Source organism: Sphingomonas sp. EC-HK361, assembly GCF_902498785.1.
GTDB lineage: Bacteria > Pseudomonadota > Alphaproteobacteria > Sphingomonadales > Sphingomonadaceae > Sphingomonas.
In genome coordinates this window covers 763,320-782,467 of record NZ_LR701494.1, presented here as the reverse complement: position 1 = coordinate 782,467, position 19,148 = coordinate 763,320, and the positions used below count along the sequence as shown (strand labels likewise).

At 66.8% G+C, this 19,148-nt stretch carries 17 protein-coding genes; 10 read left to right on the top strand and 7 right to left on the bottom strand.

The window, feature by feature from the left end; genetic code table 11:
• Positions 1–1,689 carry a putative bifunctional diguanylate cyclase/phosphodiesterase gene (locus BOS5A_RS11075; RefSeq protein ID WP_151955161.1) on the top strand — a complete coding sequence of 563 codons (1,689 nt, stop codon included), beginning with the start codon at positions 1–3 and terminating at the stop codon, positions 1,687–1,689.
• On the opposite strand, the gene BOS5A_RS11070 is transcribed toward BOS5A_RS11075, so the two are convergent.
• The 4 genes from BOS5A_RS11070 to BOS5A_RS11055 are packed head-to-tail and all read right to left on the bottom strand — an operon-like array spanning position 1,659 to position 4,545.
• Positions 1,659–2,849 (bottom strand): CCA tRNA nucleotidyltransferase, encoded by a 1,191-nt coding sequence (locus BOS5A_RS11070; protein ID WP_151955160.1) that lies wholly within the window; start codon positions 2,847–2,849, stop codon positions 1,659–1,661. The genes BOS5A_RS11075 and BOS5A_RS11070 overlap by 31 nt on opposite strands.
• Positions 2,843–3,424 (bottom strand): CoA pyrophosphatase, encoded by a 582-nt coding sequence (locus BOS5A_RS11065; protein ID WP_151955159.1) that lies wholly within the window; start codon positions 3,422–3,424, stop codon positions 2,843–2,845. The genes BOS5A_RS11070 and BOS5A_RS11065 overlap by 7 nt, the downstream gene beginning before the upstream one ends.
• Positions 3,421–3,993: a DUF1285 domain-containing protein gene (locus BOS5A_RS11060; protein ID WP_151955158.1), complete on the bottom strand. Its 573-nt coding sequence runs from the start codon at positions 3,991–3,993 to the stop codon at positions 3,421–3,423. Before BOS5A_RS11060 ends, BOS5A_RS11065 begins: the two co-directional genes overlap by 4 nt.
• A gap of 39 nt (positions 3,994–4,032) precedes the next feature.
• On the bottom strand, positions 4,033–4,545 hold the full coding sequence (locus BOS5A_RS11055; RefSeq protein ID WP_151955157.1) for a GNAT family N-acetyltransferase: 513 nt from the start codon (positions 4,543–4,545) through the stop codon (positions 4,033–4,035).
• A 139-nt stretch (positions 4,546–4,684) separates the two neighbouring features.
• Between BOS5A_RS11055 and BOS5A_RS11050 the strand changes: the two genes are divergently transcribed.
• Positions 4,685–5,056 carry a dihydroneopterin aldolase gene (locus BOS5A_RS11050; RefSeq protein WP_151955156.1) on the top strand — a complete coding sequence of 124 codons (372 nt, stop codon included), beginning with the start codon at positions 4,685–4,687 and terminating at the stop codon, positions 5,054–5,056.
• A complete protein-coding gene (locus tag BOS5A_RS11045; RefSeq protein ID WP_151955155.1) occupies positions 5,056–5,343 on the top strand; it encodes a Rossmann fold domain-containing protein in 288 nt (95 codons plus the stop codon). The genes BOS5A_RS11050 and BOS5A_RS11045 overlap by 1 nt, the downstream gene beginning before the upstream one ends.
• On the opposite strand, the gene BOS5A_RS11040 is transcribed toward BOS5A_RS11045, so the two are convergent.
• A complete protein-coding gene (locus BOS5A_RS11040) occupies positions 5,327–6,217 on the bottom strand; it encodes a hypothetical protein (protein ID WP_151955154.1) in 891 nt (296 codons plus the stop codon). The genes BOS5A_RS11045 and BOS5A_RS11040 overlap by 17 nt on opposite strands.
• A 232-nt stretch (positions 6,218–6,449) precedes the next feature.
• Between BOS5A_RS11040 and BOS5A_RS11035 the strand changes: the two genes are divergently transcribed.
• The 5 genes from BOS5A_RS11035 (at position 6,450) to BOS5A_RS11015 (ending at position 9,471) form a co-directional block, all read left to right on the top strand.
• Positions 6,450–7,043 carry an energy transducer TonB gene (locus tag BOS5A_RS11035; RefSeq protein ID WP_151955153.1) on the top strand — a complete coding sequence of 198 codons (594 nt, stop codon included), beginning with the start codon at positions 6,450–6,452 and terminating at the stop codon, positions 7,041–7,043.
• A gap of 47 nt (positions 7,044–7,090) precedes the next feature.
• Complete coding sequence (locus tag BOS5A_RS11030) at positions 7,091–7,891, top strand: MotA/TolQ/ExbB proton channel family protein (protein WP_151955152.1); 801 nt, start codon at positions 7,091–7,093, stop codon at positions 7,889–7,891.
• A gap of 101 nt (positions 7,892–7,992) precedes the next feature.
• The gene (locus BOS5A_RS11025) at positions 7,993–8,472 is read left to right on the top strand and encodes an ExbD/TolR family protein (RefSeq protein ID WP_199857347.1); all 480 of its coding nucleotides are present in this window, start codon (positions 7,993–7,995) and stop codon (positions 8,470–8,472) included.
• Positions 8,473–8,497: 25 nt separating this feature from the next.
• On the top strand, positions 8,498–8,926 hold the full coding sequence (locus BOS5A_RS11020) for an ExbD/TolR family protein (RefSeq protein WP_199857346.1): 429 nt from the start codon (positions 8,498–8,500) through the stop codon (positions 8,924–8,926).
• Between the two features lie 161 nt (positions 8,927–9,087).
• Positions 9,088–9,471, top strand: coding sequence for a tetratricopeptide repeat protein (locus tag BOS5A_RS11015; protein ID WP_234419309.1), 384 nt, complete (start codon positions 9,088–9,090; stop codon positions 9,469–9,471).
• A 577-nt stretch (positions 9,472–10,048) separates the two neighbouring features.
• Here BOS5A_RS11015 and BOS5A_RS11010 read toward each other — a convergent pair.
• Positions 10,049–12,100 carry an NAD(+) synthase gene (locus BOS5A_RS11010; protein ID WP_151955151.1) on the bottom strand — a complete coding sequence of 684 codons (2,052 nt, stop codon included), beginning with the start codon at positions 12,098–12,100 and terminating at the stop codon, positions 10,049–10,051.
• 132 nt (positions 12,101–12,232) lie between these two features.
• On the opposite strand from BOS5A_RS11010, the gene BOS5A_RS11005 reads away from it, so the two are divergent.
• Positions 12,233–15,091 carry a hybrid sensor histidine kinase/response regulator gene (locus BOS5A_RS11005; RefSeq protein WP_234419308.1) on the top strand — a complete coding sequence of 953 codons (2,859 nt, stop codon included), beginning with the start codon at positions 12,233–12,235 and terminating at the stop codon, positions 15,089–15,091.
• Positions 15,092–15,095: 4 nt separating this feature from the next.
• Here the strand turns inward: BOS5A_RS11005 and BOS5A_RS11000 are convergent, their stop codons facing one another.
• Complete coding sequence (locus BOS5A_RS11000; RefSeq protein WP_151955149.1) at positions 15,096–16,118, bottom strand: LacI family DNA-binding transcriptional regulator; 1,023 nt, start codon at positions 16,116–16,118, stop codon at positions 15,096–15,098.
• A 189-nt stretch (positions 16,119–16,307) separates the two neighbouring features.
• On the opposite strand from BOS5A_RS11000, the gene BOS5A_RS10995 reads away from it, so the two are divergent.
• A complete protein-coding gene (locus BOS5A_RS10995; RefSeq protein WP_234419307.1) occupies positions 16,308–19,112 on the top strand; it encodes a TonB-dependent receptor in 2,805 nt (934 codons plus the stop codon).
• Positions 19,113–19,148 lie beyond the last annotated feature (36 nt).

The window sequence follows — 19,148 nt, the reverse complement described above, 5'->3', positions numbered from 1 at the left end:
ATGGCGTCGCAATATGAGAGCTTGGCGCTCCAGGGCATGGGGCTGATACCGCCGGGGCTGACCGCCGCCGACGGCGCGCTCGAGCTGTTGCCGATTCCGGCCGTCATCGTCGGACCCTGTGACACGGGTCTGTTTTTCGAGGCGCACAACAAGGCCTTCCGCCACGCCGGGCTTGGCCACTCGCCCGATCGCTCGATCCTCGTGCGTCAGCTCGGCGAGCGGTTGATGCACTTCCTTCTCGACGGCGCGACGCGCGACGAATTCATCTGGGAAACCGGGGACTCCGTCGAAATCCGGCATTACCGGGTGACCATCGCGCGGATTGCCTCGCGCTGCGAGCCGCGCGCGCTGGTCACGCTGGTCGACCAGACCGGCGAGATGCGGACCGAGCGCAATCTGCGGCGCGAAATGCTGACCGACAGCCTCACCGGCCTCGCCAACCGGGCGGGGTTCAACGAGCGCCTCGAAGCGCTTGTGGCGGGGCAGCAGCAGCCCTTCGCGGTGCTCGTCGTCGATCTCGAACGGTTCAGCCGCGTGAACGCGTGCCTCGGCTCGCTTGCGGGGGACGAACTGCTGATCACGGTCGCGCGGCGGTTGAAGGCCGCGCTCAGGACTTGCGATATCCTGGCGCGCACCGGCGGTGACGAATTCGCGATCCTTCTCGCGATCGACGAAGACGCGGACGAGGCGCTCCGGGTCGCCGCCCGCCTGCGCGCGGTGCTTGCGGCGCCGTTCCGCCTCAGCGAAACCGAGGTGCGCATCTCCTGCTCGATCGGCATCGCGCACGGCGACGAGGTGCAGGACGAGGATGTCGGCGCGGTCATCCGCCACGCGCAGTTCGCGGTCAACCGGTCGAAGAAGAGCGGGCGCGACGAGGTCTATCAGAAGCGCGCCTTTGCGATTGCGCGCGAGGAGTTCGCGGTCGAGGCGGCACTTCGCCGCGCGATCGACAGCCGCGCGCTGCGGCTCCACTATCAGCCGATCTGCGACCTTTCGACCGGGCGGATCGCCGCGTTCGAGGGGCTGGCGCGCTGGACCGACGAGTGCGGCCGCAGTCATCCGCCCGACGAGTTCATCGCGCTGGCCGAGAATACCGGGCTCATCATGCCGCTGGGCCGGTGGGCCATCGACGAGGTCGTCGCGACGCTGGCCCGTTGGGATCGGCGCTATGGCGGCGATTGCGGGGTCAAGCTTGCGGTCAACCTGTCGGCGATCCAGCTCCACCGCGACGAGATCGCGCCGGTGGTGGCGGCCGCGCTCGCCGCCCACGGGGTCGACGGCACGCGGCTGAAGCTCGAACTCACCGAGAGCGCGCTCGTCACCGATCCGGACCGGATCGCCGACACGCTGCATGCGCTTAAGGCGCTCGGCACGACGCTGGCGATGGACGATTTCGGCACCGGCTATTCGAACCTCGCCTCCCTCCAGAAGCTGCCGATCGACATCTTGAAGATCGACCGGAGCTTCGTGACCGGGATGCTGGCCGACCGGGACAAGATCGCGATCGTGCGCGCGATCCTGAGCCTTGCGCAGACTCTCGGCATGACAACGGTTGCCGAGGGGATCGAGACGCAGGAACTGGCGCAGACGCTGTCCGCGCTCGGCTGCACGCACGGTCAGGGTTATGTCTTCGCGCGGCCGCTGGAAGCCGAGGAAGCCTACCGGCTGCTGCTCGCCCGCAACATCTGATCGACCGCGGCATCGGCGAGGGCCGAGACGCGCGCCTCGTCGGGAAAGCCTTCCGCGATCCACTGCGTTTCGATCCCGCGTAGCGCGCGTGCGACGTCCGGTCCCTTCGCAAGCCCGCGCGCGACGAGCGCTCCGCCCGACAGCGGCAGGCGCGGCGGCGTGAAGCCTTGCAGCGCGTTCACATCGGCCCCCGCAATAAGGAGCCGATCGGTCGCCTGCTCGACGCCGACGCGGTAGGCGAGCGCACGTGCCCCCTCGTCGCCGGGGCCGCCGCTCGCTGCGATCAGCCGCTTGCGCTGGGCATTGGACAGTTTCAGCCGCGCGCCGATATCGTCGGCCGCCTCGCGCGGGACGAGGACGGCGAGGCGGCGGATCGCGTCGGGCGCAATGCCATTGGCGCCTTCTGCCCCAGCCAGCCGGGTCAGACGATCGACCGCGGCGGCGTCGATCTCCGGCAGCACCGGCCTCAGGATACCGCGATCGACCATGAGCGCCAGGGTCTCGACCGCGCCGCTCGCGACGAGCAGCTTCAGCAACTCGGCCGCGATCCGCTCGCGTGACAGCGCCATCAGGTCGTTCGCGCGCGCGACGCAGGCCGCCAGACCGCCCTCATCGACCGCGTCACCGAACCGTGCGTGGAAGCGGAAGAAGCGCAGGATGCGCAGGTGATCCTCCGCGATGCGCTGGAACGGATCGCCGATGAAGCGCACGCGCCCGGCTTCCAGATCGGCCAGGCCGTCGAAATAATCGTGGATTTCGGTCGTGACCGGATCGGACGACAGCGCGTTCATCGTGAAGTCGCGCCGCGCCGCATCCTCGCGCCAGTCGTCGGTGAAGGCGACGGTCGCGTGCCGTCCGTCGGTTTCGAGATCGCGGCGCAGCGTCGTCACCTCGACGACGGTGCCTTGCGACACCGCGGTGATCGTGCCGTGCGCGATGCCGGTCGGGATCGCCTTGATCCGCGCCGCCTCCAGCCGGTCGATCACCGTCTCGGGCGCGTGCACGGTCGCGATGTCGATATCGGACACATCGAGGCCGAGAAGCGTGTCGCGCACCGCGCCGCCGACATACCGCGCCTCGCCAGCATCGCCGCCGAGCGCGCGGGTCAGCTCGGCGAGTCCCGGGCGACCGAGCCATGGGGCGTCGGGCAGCGTCACCATTGCAGCCGCCGCGACAGGTTCACGATCATCCCGGCCGTTGCCCCCCAAATCCGTCGATCCTGCCACAATATCTCGTAAAAATGGCGTTCGCGACCCTGCCAGTGCGCGCTCGCCGCGCGGTGATTGGCGGGATCGAGCAGGAAATCCAGTGGCACCTCGAAGACCGCCGCCACCTCCGCCTCGCTCGGCACGAGCGACAGGTCGGGGGGCACGACGCCGATGACCGGCGTGATGCTGAACCCGGTGCCGGTGCGGTAGCGATCGGCGGTGCCAACGACCGCGACGGCGGAGGGATCGAGCGCGATCTCCTCGTCCGCCTCGCGCAGTGCGGCGGCGACCGCGTCCTCGCCCGCGTCGATCCGTCCGCCGGGAAAGGCGACCTGGCCGGCATGGCGGCGCAGCGTTTCGGTGCGCTGGGTGAGGATGACACCCGGCCGCACGCGGTCGGTGACAGGGACGAGCACGGCCGCCTGGGCAAGCGCGCCGTGGTCGGCGATGTCGGGATGGTCGCCGCTCATCAGGTCGCGCGCCGGAGCGGCGACCAGCGCGGCGGCGAGCCGCTCGGCCAGCGTCATTGCGAAGCCGGCGGCTGCAACGCGAAGAAGGCGCCCGCGCTCCACACGCCCGGCGGTTCGTCGGGGCCCGCCAGCGCGAACTCGGCGAGCTCGTAATAGAGGCTGCGTGCAACGAGCGCCTCCAGCCCGCCGCGGACGTGGAGATAGGGGTGGGGGCCGTCGTCCCGTTCCTCGAAGCGAAGCGGGTGCTCGGCGGACGCGGTGACCATGTCGCCGGTGTTGAGCCGGAAGGCGAGGCGCGCGTCGCGGCCCGTGCCCTCGGCCTTCAGTTCGACGGCGACGAACGGTGCGTCCTCGACCGCGATGTCGAGCTTCTCGACCGGCGTGACGAGGACATAGCCGCTATCCTCCTCACGCCGCAGGATTCGGCTGAATGCGCGGACCATCGCGGTGCGGCCGATCGGCGATCCCTGGTGATACCAGGTGCCGTCGCGTGCGATCCGCATCTCGCTGTCGCCGCAATGCGTGGGGTGCCATTGCTCGACGGGGGGCAGCCGGTCGTCGGCAGCAAGCCGCGCGATATCGGCGATCGTCAGCGTATCGAAATTGGGGGGCGGCGCCATCGGCATGGCCTGCGAGGTAGGCGCGCGTCGCTGCGCGGTAAAGAGTCAGGCGATGACCGCGACCCGCGGGGCGATCTCTCCGGGGCCGCGCGGCACCAGCGCGCCGCGCGCCAGCAGGCGGTGGCGCTCGACCGGGCCGGGGAGGCGCCACCTGGCGGTCGCGTCGGCGGTGAAGCCGAAGAAACGCTCGTAATAATCGGGATCGCCGACGAGCATGAGCGCGCCGTCCAGCCCTTGCGCGCCAGCGGCGATCAGGCTTGCCCCCATCAGCATGCGGCCGATTCCGGCCTGCTGATGCGCCGGATCGACCGCGACCGGGCCGACCAAGACGAGAGACGTGCACGCGCCGTCGTCGCCGATGTGCCGGACCGGCCAGCACTGGATCGAGCCGACAAGCGTGTCCCCATCGACTGCGGCAAGGCTGAGGCCGCTCAGCGCCCGCGTTTCTTCCCGCAGCCGATACGCGGTGCGCGCATGGCGATCGGCGCCGAACGCGCGGTCGAGCAACTGCTCGACAGCGGCGGCATCGATCGTCTCCAGCGGCGCAAGTTCGATCACGGCAATCCAGACGGCGTTGAAGACGCATGCCGCGTCGGAGGCGCGGCGCTTTAGCTGGAGCGCTGGTGAACGCAAGCGGAATGCGGGGGCCGCCGCCCGCGACTCGCCAAGGCGCGCGAACCTGCTACAGGCGCGGCGCATGAACGACAGCCTCCAGCTCGAGGTCCACGATCTCGAAGTGCCGGTCCTGACCGGCATCTACTCCGAAGAGACGCATTTGCCGCAACCGCTGCGCATCTCGATGACGGTGGACCTGGATTGTCCCGATCACTTCGCGCCCGATACGCCGCTGTCGGGGTCGAAAAACTATATGGACCTGAAGCACGCCGCGACGACCGCGCTGCCCCAAGGCGTGCATTTCACGCTGATCGAGGGGGTTGCGGATCATATCTGCGACACGCTGTTCCTGCAGGACAAGCGCGTGCGACGGGTGATGATCCGGATCGTGAAGCTTGCCATCGCCGAGGGGGGCGAATCGATCGGCATCACGCTCGTGCGGCACCGCCGCTGATGGTGGCGACGATCACGCCGCGCGACCTAGCCTCGCTGGAAGCTGGTGTCGCGAGCGCTGGCGGAGATGTGACGGTCCTGCTCGATTCGGCGCTGCCGCCGGTCCCGCTCGCCGCAATGCGCGCCGCCATCGGCCCGCTCGCGGTGGAACAGGCGCCGACGCGCCGGATCAACGCCGTGGCCGCCGATACGGGCGCTCACCCCGACGACGTTGCCGCAGCGTGCGCATGGCTCGCCGACGCGACATCGACGACGGGGCAGGTGATCGAGATCAGCGCGCGGGGCTGACCGCGGGCGCGCCGGTCGTGCGCCCGCACGGACCGAGCCGGTCGAGGACGAATCGATAGTCGTCCTGCGCGGCGCTCGCGTCGCCCGGCGCCAGGGATGCGGTGCTGCGATCGGGAAGCGCGGGCGGCAATGTGCACGCGAGGCGATACCACAGCAGCGTGTCGCGCGCGGGCGGGGCGGCGGCATCGTCGACGATCTCCGACAGCGCGACCGCCCAGCGCGGCTGCTCGCCGGGGCGGCGCAGGATCGAGAGCGAGACCGGGCGGTTGTCCGCAGTGGTCAGGAAAATCTGCGTCTCGCCTTCGCCCGGCAGCGATCCGGCGACGTGGAAGGCGTTGCCGATGCCGGTCACGACCGGCGGCGCGTCGCTGGCGAGCGTTGCCTGGACGATGCCGCGCACCTGCGCCTCCGCAGCCGGCGTCCAGTCGCGCTGGGCATCCGGCTTCACAAGCTGGACCTGATCGGGACGGCCGTCGACGGTGCGTGCGAAGAGCAGCACACGCAATTTCTTCAGTTTGGGCGCGCGTCCGCGCGGATCGAGGGGAAGATCGACGAGATAGCCGATGCGCGGCGGGATCGCGCTGGCGCCGCGGATCAGCGCCGTCACATCGGCCTCGACATAAAATCGCGCCGAGCCCGCGGCGACATTCGCCGCCTCCGGCCCCTTGATTCGGGTGGCCGAGCGAATCGCCGCATCGACGACGAGCGGGGCGGCGAGCACGAGATCGGCGGTGTCGGCATACCCATAGGGTGACGTGGCGGCAGGGGCGGAACCGGAACCGTTTCCAGGCGCTGTGGCCTGAGAGATTGCTGCGGAGGAGACGGAAAGTGCCGCAATCGCGACGACTTGGGAAAAACGGGGGAGGCGAAGCATGGCATTTCCGTTACGCGAAGCCCCGCGGATTATACAGAAATAATTCTGCCACGGAGCGCTTGTACGTTTGTTGCGTGAGACAAAGCGTTTGCGCGTTCGTTGACGTGCGGTTAGGACTCGCGCTCTGTCCGAGGATACATTAGCCCACGGGCGGTGGGCGCGGGGTCCGGTTTTCGCGGATCGCGTGCCCGATTGTCGTCCGGCCATTGGGAAGAGGGAGTTTCGTTGCTGAATGGCCTATGCTGACCAGAAGATGAGCGGAGGCAAGATCGGGGCGATCGTTATCGTCGCGCTGATCCATCTTGCCCTCGGCTATGCCTTCGTCACCGGCCTTGCGTACCAGTACGCCAAGAAGGTGTCGGAGAAGCTGAATACGTTCGACGTCGAGGAGCCGCCGCCGATCGTGCAGAATCCGAATCCGCCGCCCGTGACGATTGCCACGGTGCCGACTCCGCCGCCGGCCTATGTGCCGACGCCGATCGTCGCGCCCCCGGCACCGCCTGCGCCGCCCGCGCCGCCGGTCGTCAGCAAGGCGGCTGGTGCCAAGGGTAATCCGGCCGATTGGATCACCAACGATGATTATCCGCCCAGCTCGATCCGTGCGGAGGAGCAGGGGACATCGGTGATTGCCTGGACGATCAGTACTGCAGGCAGGGTCGAGAATTGTCGCGTCACCCAGTCGAGCGGCTCATCGGCGCTGGATCAGGCAGCCTGCCGCGCGTTGACACGCCGTGGCAGATATACGGCTGCGACCGATGCTGCCGGCAATCCGATTGCCACGACGTCGTCCCGACGAGTGGTATGGAAATTGCCTGAAGACCGTTAATGGGGCGAAAGTCCGCAAGAAATCAGCTAGTTAGAGGGAATAACTGAATGTTCACCACTGTTCTTGCCGCCGCCTCGACCGGCGCGGCCGCCCCCCAGGGGGAAAACCCGTACGGCTTGATCGCCGCACTCGAGCAGGGCGGTATCATCGCCCAGTCCGTGTTCGGCATCCTGGTGCTGATGTCGATCGTGTCGTTCTACATCATGTTCACCAAGCTGTTCGAGCAGCAGAAGATCATCAACCAGTCCAAGCGGGTGCGTGCCGGCTTCTGGACCGCCAACAACCTGCGCGACGGTTCGGCCAAGCTCGAGAAGAACTCGGCTTACAAGCAGATCGTCGATGACGGCCTGGCGGCGCAGGATCAGCACAAGTCGCTGACCGACCCGGTCGAGGCGCATGACTGGCTGCACGGCTCGCTGGCGCGTTCGGAAGCGGCGATCAACTCGAAGCTGGGTGGCGGTCTCGCCTTCCTGGCGACCGTGGGTGCGACCGCACCGTTCATCGGTCTGTTCGGGACGGTTATCGGCATCTACCGCGCGCTGATCAAGATCGGCGCGTCGGGCGATCCGTCGATCGACAAGGTCGCCGGCCCGGTCGGTGAGGCGCTCATCATGACCGCGCTCGGTCTGGCGGTCGCCGTGCCTGCGGTGCTTGCCTACAACTGGCTGCAGCGCCGCAACAAGTCGATCGCGGAGAACCTCTCGGCCTTCTCGAACGACGTGCTCGGCTACCTCGCGTCGAACGGTTCGGTTCGTCCGGCATCGGTCGGTGGCGTGAAGCCCGCTGCGGTCAAGCCCGCCGCCACGACGACTGCCGGCCAGACCGGTGGCGTTCCGCCGCGCGCATAAGTGACGGTCGGCCGGGTCGCCCGCATCGGGCGCCCGGCCGTCCCCCCGATCCCGGTGTTCGCGCCGGGACGGCATGAAGTAACGGATAGGATAGCTCTCACATGGCGATGAGCGTTGGTGGGGACTCCACCGATACACCGATGTCGGACATCAACACGACGCCCCTCGTGGACGTCATGCTGGTGCTCCTCATCATCTTCCTGATTGCGGTCCCGGTCGCGATCCAGGCGAAGAAGGTCAACCTGCCGAACGTGCGGTTCGACCCGACGACGACGAAGCCGGAGAACGTCCTTCTGGCGATCACCGGCACCGATGGGCAGTGCCAGGTCTATTGGGGGGTGACCCCGGTGACCCATGCCGAGCTGCTCGATCGTGCGGTTGCGAAGCTGAAATATGAGATCGCCCGTCAGGGTGGCCCGACCGCGCCTGGGCTGGAGCTGCCGGAAGTGCATATCCGCGGAGACGTGGAAACACCCTACCGCTGCATCGGCGGCGCGATCTACACGATGCAGATGGCCGGTTTCGCCAAGGTCGGGTTCATTTCGCGCCCGCCCCCCGGCGATACGATCGCGCGTCTGTAACCGCCGAACTCAGGAGTAGTTTGACATGGCAATGAGTGGCGGCCGCGACGACGGCGAGCCGATGATGGAAATGAACACGACGCCGTTGATCGACGTCATGCTCGTTCTCCTCATCATGTTTATCATCACGCTCCCCCGGCCGACCCATGCGGTCAAGGTCGACCTGCCGGTGAACGATCCCCGGCAGCAGAAGCCGCCGGTGGACCCGCAGAAGAACAAGATCACGATCGATCCGTCGGGCATCGTCGCCTGGAACGGTTCGCCGGTGAACGACGTGACGCTGCGCCAGTATCTCGATACCTCGGCGGCGATCAGCCCGGAGCCCGAACTGCAGTTCGCGCCTGATCGTCAGGCGCGCTACGAGGTTGTCGACCGGACCCTTGCGGTCATCAAGCGGTCGGCGGTCACGAAGCTTGGCTTCGTCGGCAACGAGCAGTATCGCAACGACTTCTGATTTCATCCGTCACGGATGGAGCAAGCAGGGCGGCCTTCGGGCCGCCCTTTTTTGTTGCCGCCGTCGCCCCGATTCAATCTCGCTTGCACTGATTTCACGAAAGTGACACAACAGTGTCACAAAAGTGAAACGCAACAGTCATGCGTTGCAGGAGATGGGCAATGGCATCTGCAAGGATGGGACAGAAGTTTGGACGCGCCGCGATGGCGGTTTCGGCCGCGCTCGGCGTGACGGCGGGTCCCGCGCTGGCGGGCAATACCGATCGGATGGGATATCAGGCGATCGCGGCGGGTAATCTCGCCGCGGCGGAGCGGACGATCACCGCTGAACGCCGGATATTTCCGCACCAGCCCGAACTCGCGCTGAACCTGGCGACGGTTTACGGCCGGACAGGGCGCGCCGATGCAGCGCGCAACCTCTACCGTGAGGTGCTGGCGCTGGAGCCGGTCGATCTCGTTCTGGCGGACGGTGCGAGCTACTCCTCCCACGCTATCGCGCGCGCCGGCCTGGCGCGACTGTCTGCGGAAACGATCGCTTTGCGTTGAGATAATAGCGATGGCCGGCTCTCCGCCGGCGGGCTGATCTGCGCAGTAACGGCGTACCGGGCTGATATTGGTGGTCCGCGCTCTGCCACGGGTCGATCGGCGCGCGGCTGGGCAAGTCAGCGGGGTATGGACCGTCCTCGATTTTTTGGCGATGTTGGATAGATCGGCAGGGTCATGGACGACGTTCGCAGGGTTACGTCGCGATTGACCCCAGGCTAGATTTCCTCATTTTCACCGTCATGCGGGGCTCGTTCCGGTGGCCAATGTCCCGCGTCGATCAAATGGCAGGTCAGCCCGTGACGGCGCATCTGGCAGACCGCTGCGCGACGAAGAGCGAGACCTCAGTCACGGTCCGTCGGGAATCGCCACTTTGCTTTGGTCGCCTTGGCCCGGGGCGGATCGCCGTTCAGCGCGATGGCGGCGATGCCTCTCCCGCCAACGCGAGGTCGGTTGTGCAGCGGCTCGGAGGGGGGGGCGGCATGCGATTACGATCGTTTGTGCGTCCTCCCCCTCCGTCAGCCTCGCTGCCACCTCCCCCTGGCGGGGGAGGATCGCGAAGCGGTACTTTTGCCAGACGCTAGGGCGTGTTCGCCTCCAGCTCCGCCAGCCACAGCTTCGCGTTGCCATCGGACGGCGCGCGCCAATCGCCGCGCGGCGACAGCGCGCCGCCGGCGGAAACCTTCGGGCCGTTGGGGATCGCCGATCGCTTGAACTGGCTCGTCTGGAAGAAGCGGACGAGGAACTTCGCCAGCCAGTCCTTGATCGTCGGCAGGTCGTAGGCGACGCGCGCCGCCTCCGGCAACCCGACCGGCCAGCGCCCGGCGGTTGCATCGCGCCAAGCATGCCAGGCGAGGAACGCGATCTTCGACGGCGCGAGGCCGTAGCGGATCACATGGTGCGCGAAAAAATCGTTGAGCGCGTAGGGGCCGATCCGCGTTTCCGTGCTTTGCATCGCCCCATCCGCGCCCGCCGGCACGAGCTCCGGCGAAATCTCGGTGGCGAGAATCGCCTCGAGAACCGCGTCGGTCGCCGCATCATATTGGTCGGTCGCGATGCACCAGCGGATCAGGAACTGGATCAGCGTTTTCGGCACGCCCGCGTTGACCGCATAATGGCTCATCTGGTCGCCGACGCCGTAGGTGCACCAGCCGAGCGCCAGTTCGGACAGGTCGCCGGTGCCGACGACGATCCCCTCGCGCTGGTTGGCAAGGCGGAAGAGATAATCGGTGCGCAGGCCCGCCTGGACGTTCTCGAACGTCACGTCATAGACGGGCTCGTGCGCCGCGAAAGGATGCCCGATCCCCTCCAGCAAGGTGCGCGCGGCGGGGCGGATGTCGATTTCCTCGGCCGTTATGCACAGCGCGCGCATCAGGTCCCACGCCTGCTGCTTCGTCGCGTCGCCGGTCGCGAAACCTGGCATGGTGAAGCCGAGGATATCAGCGCGCGGGCGGCCGAGCCGATCCATCACCTTCGCCGCGACGATCAGCGCATGCGTGGAATCCAGCCCGCCGGATATGCCGATGACGAGCCGCTTCGCGCCGGACGCGGTGACCCGGCGCGCGAGCGCCTCGACCTGGATGTTGAAGGCTTCGTAGCAATCCTCGTCCAGCCGCGCCGCGTCTTCGGGTACGAAGGGAAAGCGGCTGACCGGGCGGCGCAACCCGATATCGGCGAAGGTTGGCTGGTGGGTGAAGCCGATGCGGCGGAAGCGCGTTTCGGGGTGGCCCGCAACAGCCGCGGCGTCGTTGAACGTCCCGACGCGGGTGCGTTCCTGCCTGATGCGCTCGCAATCGACATCGACAACCAGCAACTCGGGGTCGTCGCCGAAGCGGGTGGACTCGGAAAGCTGGACGCCGAGTTCGTGCACCATGCCCTGACCGTCCCAGGCGAGGTCGGTCGTGCTCTCCCCTGGCCCGGCGGCGGAAAACACATAGGCGCAGATCGCGCGCGCGGACTGCGCGGCCGCCAGAACCGCGCGTTCGCGTGCCTTGCCGATGATGATGTTCGATGCGGAGAGATTGCAGCAGATGAGCGCTCCGGCGAGCGCGCCCATCGTCGAGGGCGGGGTCGGTGCCCAGTAATCCTCGCAGATTTCAGCATGGAAGGTGAAGTGGGCGAGATCGTCTGCGGCGAAGACAAGGTCGGGGCCGAAGGGCACCGTTTCGCCGCCGAGATCGATCGTCGCGTCCGAAAGGCCGGCGCCGCTCGCGAACCAGCGCTTCTCGTAATATTCGCGGTAATTGGGGAGGAAGGTCTTCGGCACCACGCCAAGCACATGCCCGCGCGCGATGACGACCGCGCAATTGTAGAGCCGCCCGGTGCGTTCGATCGCCGCGCCCACGAGAAGAACGGGGTTCAGCGTGGCGCTCGTCTCCACCACGGCGGCGATGGCCGCCAGCGTGGCGCCTTGCTGTGCGGTTTGCAGATGCAGGTCGTCGATCGCGTAGGAGGTGAGGTTGAGTTCGGGGAAGACGATCAGATCGACGCCCTCGGCATCGCCGCGCCGGGCAAGCTCGATCGTCGCGATCGCGTTCGCCGCGGTGTCGCCGACGCTCGCCGCCGGGGTTGCCGCCGCGACCCGCACGAAACCGTGCGAATGGATCGAATGGAAGGCGAAGCGTTCTGCCATGACGGCCTTCGCTTAGCCGGGTTTCAGGGCCGGTGTTAGTGCTTTCCGCTGATGGCCGAAGGAGCTAGAGCGACCCTGATGACGACGCCGCAGCCTTTGCCGTCACACCGTCTTTTCGAAGGCGGCGGGGAGATGGGCAGACTGATCCGGGAAAAGGATTGGTCGTCCTCGCCCATTGGATTGCCGGACTCCTGGCCGGCCGAGCTGCGCAGCACGATGAGCCTCATCCTTCCCGCGAGTTCGGAAATCGTCGTGTTCTGGGGCGATGACATGGTCGCGCTCTATAATGACGCATACGCCCCGACGATCGGCGACAAGCATCCGGCCGCGCTTGGCCGGCCCGCGCGGGAGGCCTGGGCGGAGCTGTGGGACGACCTTGAGCCGCTGCTGCGCCACGTCGTGACGACGGGCGAGACCTACGCAGCGAAGGACCGCCCCTTTTACATCGAGCGCCATGACGGGCTGGGCGAGGAGGTGTATTTCGACATTTCCTATTCGGCGATCCGGCTGGACGACGGCAGCGTGGGCGGCGTGCTGTGCATCGTGTCGGAGACGACCGACCGCGTATTGGCCTCGCGCGCCATTGCCGAAGACCGCGCACGGCTGTCGCAGATGTTCGACGAGGCGCCGAGCTTCATGACGCTGCTGCGCGGCCCGGCGCTGGTCTATGAAGTCGCCAACAGTGCCTATCTCGAACTGATCGGCAAGCCGCGCGAGGCAGTGGTTGGCAAGCCGCTCGCCGAGGTGCTGCCCGAGGTGGTCGCGCAGGGTTTCGCCGATCTCCTGACACTGGTGCGCGAAACCGGCCGGTCGCACCGCGCGCTCGCGGCGCCGGTGGATCTGGCAAGGGGCGAGAGCGGGGCGCTGGAGCGGCGCTATGTCGATTTCGTCTTTCAGCCGCTGACCGACGCGGCCGGCACGGTGACCGGCGTGTTCGTCGAGGGCAGCGACGTGACCGACAGGATGGCGGCGGAGGAACGGCTGCGCGTCAGCGAGGAATCGCTGCGCCTGGCGACCGACGCGGCGGGGATCGGGACGTGGGATCTCGATCTGGTGAACGACGTGCTGACCTGGTCGGATCGGTGCAAGGCGATGTTCGGCATCTCCCCGCGCGTCCCCGTCAGCCTCGTCGATTTCTATGCGGGTCTGCATCCCGACGATATCGACAGCACGCGTGCCGCCTTCGACCGCGCGCTCGATCCCGAAACCCGCGCGCCCTATGATGTGGCCTATCGGACGATCGGTGCCGAGGACGGCATCGTGCGCTGGATCGCGGCGCGCGGCATCGGCCTGTTCGACGAAGGGCGCTGCGTCCGGGCGCTGGGTACCGTCATCGACATCACCCAGCACCGCGTGCTCGACGACGAACTGCGCGAGAGCGAGGCGCGGTTCCGCACGCTTGCCGATACCGCGCCGGCGCTCATCTGGATGACCGATCGCGACGGCGCGACGATCTTTCTGAACAGCTGGTTCCGCACGCTGCTGGGCTTCGATCCGGCGAGCCTGGTCGGGCCGGAAGGCTGGCTGGCCGTCATCCATCCCGCCGACCGGGCGATCGCGCTCAAGAATCGCAGGGCGCGGATCGCCAACTACGAAGCCTTTGGTGGCGACATCCGGCTCGTCGATACGGATGGCAACACCCGCTGGGTCCATGCGGAAGGGCAGCCGCGGTTCGCCGCGGGCGAATTCATCGGCTATGTGGGCTGCGCGGTCGATGTGACCGAGGCGCATCAGGCGGCCGAGGCGCTCGAGGCCAGGATCGACGCGCGCACGGCAGAGCTGGCCGCGGCCAATGACGCGCTCGTCACGCAGATCGCCGAGCGCGAGCGGGTCGAGGCCACGCTCCAGCAGATGCAGCGGCTGGAGGCGATCGGCCAGCTGACCGCCGGGGTCGCGCATGATTTCAACAATCTGCTGACCGTCGTCCTTGGCAATGTCGCGATGGTGGAGCGCCAGCCGGATGGGACCGCGATCGACGCGAAGATCCGGCAGCGGCTTGGCCACGTCCGCACCGCGGCGGAGCGCGGCGCCTCGCTGACCGCGCAGCTCCTCGCCTTTGCGCGGCGCACGCCGCTTGCCAGCGAGGCAGTGGACCTGAACGATGTCGTGCAGCGGATGCAGTCGCTGCTGCAAAGTTCGCTTGGCGGATCGATCACCATCGCGACCGATCTCGCCCCCGGATTATGGCCGGCGCTCGTCGATCCGACGCAGGTCGAGCTCATCATCCTCAATCTTGCGATCAATGCGCGCGATGCGATGCCGGTCGGCGGTGCGCTGACTGTTGCCACGACCAACGTGACGCTGGACGCCCCGCGGAGTGCGGAGGAACCCCCGGCGGGCGACTATGTCGCGGTTGCCGTCCGCGATACCGGTACGGGCATGACGCCGGATGTCCGTGCGCGCGTGTTCGAACCATTCTTCACCACCAAGGAGGTCGGCAAGGGATCGGGCCTTGGTCTGGCCCAGGTCTTCGGATTCGCCAAGCAGTCGGGCGGCGGCGTCCGGATCGACACGGTCTTCGGGGCGGGAACGACCGTCACGGTTTTCCTGCCGCGCACCGATGCCGCGCACATGGCAACGATCCGTGATGATGCCGAGGAGCCCGGCGCACGCCATGGGGCAGGGCGAGTCCTGTTGCTCGACGATGACGACGCCGTGCGCGCCGTTGCCGCCGACGATCTGCGCCAGGCAGGGTTCGCGGTCGTCGAGGCGTCGAGCGGGGCTGCCGCGCTCGGTTTGATCGACGAGCACCGCGACATATCCGCAGCGATCGTCGATTTCGCGATGCCGGGAATGAACGGCGCCGAATTCGCGCGACGCGCGCGTGAACGCCGCGCGCTGCCGGTGCTGTTCGTGACCGGCTATGCCGACCGTGACGCTATCGATGCGCTCGACGATGTGGCGGTCGTCCTGAAACCCTATCGCAGCGGGGACGTCGCGCGCGCGCTCCGGCGCCTGATCGACAAGGTGCCCATGCCGTCGGCGCGCTGACCCGTCAGGTCGTGCGGCGCTCCACCAGCCGCGGCGAAAGCAGCGTCGCGTCGGTCGGCTGGTTGGCGATGCGGCGGATCAGCGTATCGACCAGCATCTCGCCCGCGCGGCGGAAATCCTGCGCGATCGTCGTCAGCGGCGGGTGGGCGAGGACGGCGGCGGGAATATCGTCGAAGCCGATGACGGCCACGTCTTCGGGCACGCGCATGCCGGCCTCTTCCAGCGCGCGCATCGCACCGATCGCGATGAGATCGGACGCGGCGAACACCGCATCGAACGCGACGCCGCGCGCGAGGAGCTGGCGCATCGCGCCATAGCCGTCATCCTCGACCGATTGCGCATCGACCTGCAGCGCCGCGTCGAAGGTCAGCCCGGCGTCGCGAAGCGCGGCGCACAGCCCGTGGAACCGCGCCTGGAACTCGGGATAATGGCCCGATGCGTCGCCGATGAACGCGATCGACCGGCGCCCCCGCGCGATCAGATGCTCGCCCGCGTCCCGCCCGCCGCGCAGGTTGTCGCACCCAATCGTGCCGACCGCGCTCGACGGATCGACCGACCCCCAGCGCACGAAATGCGTGCCCTGCCGCACCAGCTGTTCCTCGCGCGCGCGGTAGACCTCGTAATCGCCATAGCCGAGCAGGATGATCCCGTCCGCCTTGCGGCTGTCCTCGTAATCGACGTGCCAGTCCGACGACAGCTGCTGGAACGAGGTCAGCAGATCATAGCCGCGCCGCGCGCAGGTTTGCAGGATGGAGCCCAGCATCGACAGGAAAAACGGGTTGATGAGCGATCCGTCGGGCGTGCGTTCGTCGAAGAACAGCAGCGCCAGCGTATTGGTCTGGCCGCGGCGCAGCGACGATGCGTTCTTGTCGACCTTGTAGTTCAGCTGCGCGGCGATCGCCTCGATGCGCAGGCGGGTCGCCTCGCTGACCGTCTTGTCGCCGCGCAGCGCCCGGCTGACCGTCGGCTGCGACACGCCGGCGAGCGCCGCGATGTCGAACGAGGTTGGTTTGTCCTGCACCGGCATTGGCCTTTGCGTCGTCCTCTCCTGATTGGCTCTCCGCTGCTACGCCCGATGGCGCGCCAAGGCAAAGCGCCCGTGAATATGCCCGTGAATACGTATGTCGTCCGCTTCCATTGCGGCCGGAGTGGGATCATTGCGATCCTGTGAAATGCCCAGCGTCCGCAAGACGGCGCAGGATCAGTGGAGGGGACTATGACAGACTTTTCTCGCGCGGCGACCGCGCGCTTTCGTGCTCATCTGACGTTCGGCGCAAGCCTCGGCGCACTCGGCGCGGCCATGGTGCTGACCGCGACGCCGGCCCTCGCCCAGACGACGCCCGCGCCCGCGCAGACCCCAGCGCAGACCACTGACGATCAGACGGCGACCGACGATCAGGACATCGTCGTCACCGGCTTTCGTGCCAGCCTCGAATCCGCGGTCGCCGAGAAGAAGAACCGCGACCAGATCGTCGAATCGGTGTCGTCGGAAGATATCGGCAAGCTGCCCGACGCTTCGATCGCGGAATCGATCGCGCGCCTGCCGGGCCTGACCTCGCAGCGCGTATCGGGCCGCTCCAACGTCATCTCGATCCGCGGCTTCTCGCCCGACTTCTCGACGACGCTGCTGAACGGTCGCGAACAGACCTCGACCGGCGACAACCGCGCGGTGGAATACGATCAGTATCCGTCCGAGGTCGTCAACCAGGTCCTCGTCTACAAGACGCCGATGGCGAGCATCGTCGGTCAGGGCCTGTCGGGCACCGTCGACCTGCGCACGATCCGTCCGATCGAATATGGCAAGCGCGTGATCTCGATCGGCGCGCGCGGCGTCGATGCCGATCTGGGCAAGCTCAATTCGGGGTCGAAGCAATATGGCTACCGCGTCAACGGCACCTATGTCGACCAGTTCGCGGACGGCAAGATCGGTGTCGCGCTCGCTGCGAGCTATACCGACGAGCCTTATCAGATTCAGGAGTTCAACTCCTGGGGCTACAACACGATCAACGGCAACGCGCTGATCGGCGGGTCGAAGTCCTACGTCACCTCGACCGACCTGAAGCGCTTCGGCGTGACGGGGACGGTGGAGTTCAAGCCCGTCGACAACTTCACCTCGACCTTCGACGGCTTTTATTCGGACTTCAAGGACGACCAGATCAAGCGCGGCATCGAGCTGCCGCTTGCCTATGACGGGCAGGACAACAAGTCGGTCACCGACCCGACCAACAACGGCGCGCGCTTCAATCCCGCGACCGCGACGGCGACGAACGGCACCTACACCAACGGCACGTTCACCAACGTCGAAGGCGTGGTTCGCAACGATGCGTTCCAGCGGCACGCCAAGCTCTATTCCTTCGGCTGGAACAACAAGTGGGAAGGGGATGACGGCTGGAACGCGATGGTCGATGTCAGCCATTCGCGCACCGACCGCAACGAACTCGTCCTCGAAAGTTATTCGGGCACCGGCTTTCGCCGCGGCGTCGGCGCGACCGACACGATCGGCTTCACCACCAGCGAGACCGGTTCGTTCTACAGCCACCAGCTCGACTATTCCGATCCGAACCTGATCGGGCTGACCGATCCGCTCGGCTGGGGCGGCAGCAACATCCAGGCGGGTTATTACAACAACCGGATCGTGAAGGACCGGATCTGGCAGTACCGCGTCGAGGTCGAAAAGGAGATGGACGGCGGCTTCCTCTCCAGCATCAAGGCCGGGTGGAACTACACCAATCACGATAAGTCGCTGACGCCGGACGAGGCGCTGCTGCAGATCGCCGACGGATCGGTATTCAAGGCGATTCCGAGCAACTATCTGCTCAAGCCGACGCAGCAGGCCTATCTCGGACTCGGCCCGATCGTCAGCTACGATCCGCTCGCCCTGCTGGACGGCGGCATCTACAAGCTGACGCCGAACACGTCGCTCGATGTCCCGGCCAAGGCCTATCAGGTCCATGAGGACCTGATGACGCTATATGCCCAGGCGAACATCAAGACGCAGCTCGGCGCCAGCGAACTGACCGGCAATATCGGCCTGCAGGCGATCAACACCTCGCAGCATACCGACGGCTATTATGTCGTGAATAATGCGCTGGTCGCGAACCGCAAGGGCGCGGACTATTGGGACGTCATGCCGAGCCTGAACCTGTCGCTGCGGTTCCCCAGCGACTTCGTGATCCGCGCGGGGCTGGCGCGCGAAGTCATGCGTCCGCGCATGGACGATATGCGCCTCGCTGTCGCCTACGGCGTGGATCAACAGCGCCAGCTGATCGCGGGAAGCAGCGGCAACCCGTATCTGCGTCCGTTCCGCGCTAACGCGGCCGACCTGTCGTTCGAGAAGTATTTCGGCAACAAGGGGTATCTGGCAGCACAGTTCTTCTACAAGAAGCTCGTCAGCTACGTCATCGACCAGAGCATTCCCGAAACCGCCTATGACTATTCGGGTCTGCCGCTGTCGGGCGGCTATCAGACGACGAATCCCGGCGGTCCGCTCTATGTCTCGCCGATCGGGGTCATTACAACGCCATACAACATCAGTGGTGGCGAGCTCTACGGTGTCGAGCTTGCCGGCACGTTGCCCTTTGGCGAGATCGTTAGCGCGCTTGACGGCTTTGGCGTGACGGGCGGCGCATCCTATACGGAATCGAAGATCCGCACCTCGCCGACATCCGATCCGTCGGACATTCCCGGCTACTCCAAATGGGTCGCCAACGGCACTGGCTATTTCGAGAAATGGGGCTTCTCGGCGCGCGGTTCGGTCCGTTACCGGTCGAGCTTCATCGGCGAGCTCTCTGGCTTCGGCGCCAACCGCGTCCAGCGGCGCGCGCTGCCCGAGACGATCATCGATGCACAGATCGGCTATGATTTCTCGCGCGGGTTCCTGAACGGCCTGTCGGTGTATATCCAGGCGCAGAACCTGACCAACGAGCGGTTCGCGACCCAGAATCCGGGGCAGCCGCTCCAGATCATCGATTATCAGACCTATGGGCGTCGCTATCTGGCGGGGTTCACCTTCAAGTTCTGATGCGGTGACGTCTTGCTCGGTTCTCCGCTAGAGCAT

What these genes read in the sequence shown, in the direction of transcription:
- BOS5A_RS11075 (WP_151955161.1), top strand. Translation starts at nt 1, where the DNA reads ATGGCGTCGCAATATGAGAGCTTGGCGCTCCAGGGCATGGGGCTGATA.
- BOS5A_RS11070 (WP_151955160.1), bottom strand. Translation starts at nt 2,849, where the DNA reads ATGGTGACGCTGCCCGACGCCCCATGGCTCGGTCGCCCGGGACTCGCC.
- BOS5A_RS11065 (WP_151955159.1), bottom strand. Translation starts at nt 3,424, where the DNA reads ATGACGCTGGCCGAGCGGCTCGCCGCCGCGCTGGTCGCCGCTCCGGCG.
- BOS5A_RS11060 (WP_151955158.1), bottom strand. Translation starts at nt 3,993, where the DNA reads ATGCCGATGGCGCCGCCCCCCAATTTCGATACGCTGACGATCGCCGAT.
- BOS5A_RS11050 (WP_151955156.1), top strand. Translation starts at nt 4,685, where the DNA reads ATGAACGACAGCCTCCAGCTCGAGGTCCACGATCTCGAAGTGCCGGTC.
- BOS5A_RS11045 (WP_151955155.1), top strand. Translation starts at nt 5,056, where the DNA reads ATGGTGGCGACGATCACGCCGCGCGACCTAGCCTCGCTGGAAGCTGGT.
- BOS5A_RS11040 (WP_151955154.1), bottom strand. Translation starts at nt 6,217, where the DNA reads ATGCTTCGCCTCCCCCGTTTTTCCCAAGTCGTCGCGATTGCGGCACTT.
- BOS5A_RS11035 (WP_151955153.1), top strand. Translation starts at nt 6,450, where the DNA reads ATGGCCTATGCTGACCAGAAGATGAGCGGAGGCAAGATCGGGGCGATC.
- BOS5A_RS11030 (WP_151955152.1), top strand. Translation starts at nt 7,091, where the DNA reads ATGTTCACCACTGTTCTTGCCGCCGCCTCGACCGGCGCGGCCGCCCCC.
- BOS5A_RS11025 (WP_199857347.1), top strand. Translation starts at nt 7,993, where the DNA reads ATGGCGATGAGCGTTGGTGGGGACTCCACCGATACACCGATGTCGGAC.
- BOS5A_RS11020 (WP_199857346.1), top strand. Translation starts at nt 8,498, where the DNA reads ATGGCAATGAGTGGCGGCCGCGACGACGGCGAGCCGATGATGGAAATG.
- BOS5A_RS11015 (WP_234419309.1), top strand. Translation starts at nt 9,088, where the DNA reads ATGGCATCTGCAAGGATGGGACAGAAGTTTGGACGCGCCGCGATGGCG.
- BOS5A_RS11010 (WP_151955151.1), bottom strand. Translation starts at nt 12,100, where the DNA reads ATGGCAGAACGCTTCGCCTTCCATTCGATCCATTCGCACGGTTTCGTG.
- BOS5A_RS11005 (WP_234419308.1), top strand. Translation starts at nt 12,233, where the DNA reads ATGGGCAGACTGATCCGGGAAAAGGATTGGTCGTCCTCGCCCATTGGA.
- BOS5A_RS11000 (WP_151955149.1), bottom strand. Translation starts at nt 16,118, where the DNA reads ATGCCGGTGCAGGACAAACCAACCTCGTTCGACATCGCGGCGCTCGCC.
- BOS5A_RS10995 (WP_234419307.1), top strand. Translation starts at nt 16,308, where the DNA reads ATGACAGACTTTTCTCGCGCGGCGACCGCGCGCTTTCGTGCTCATCTG.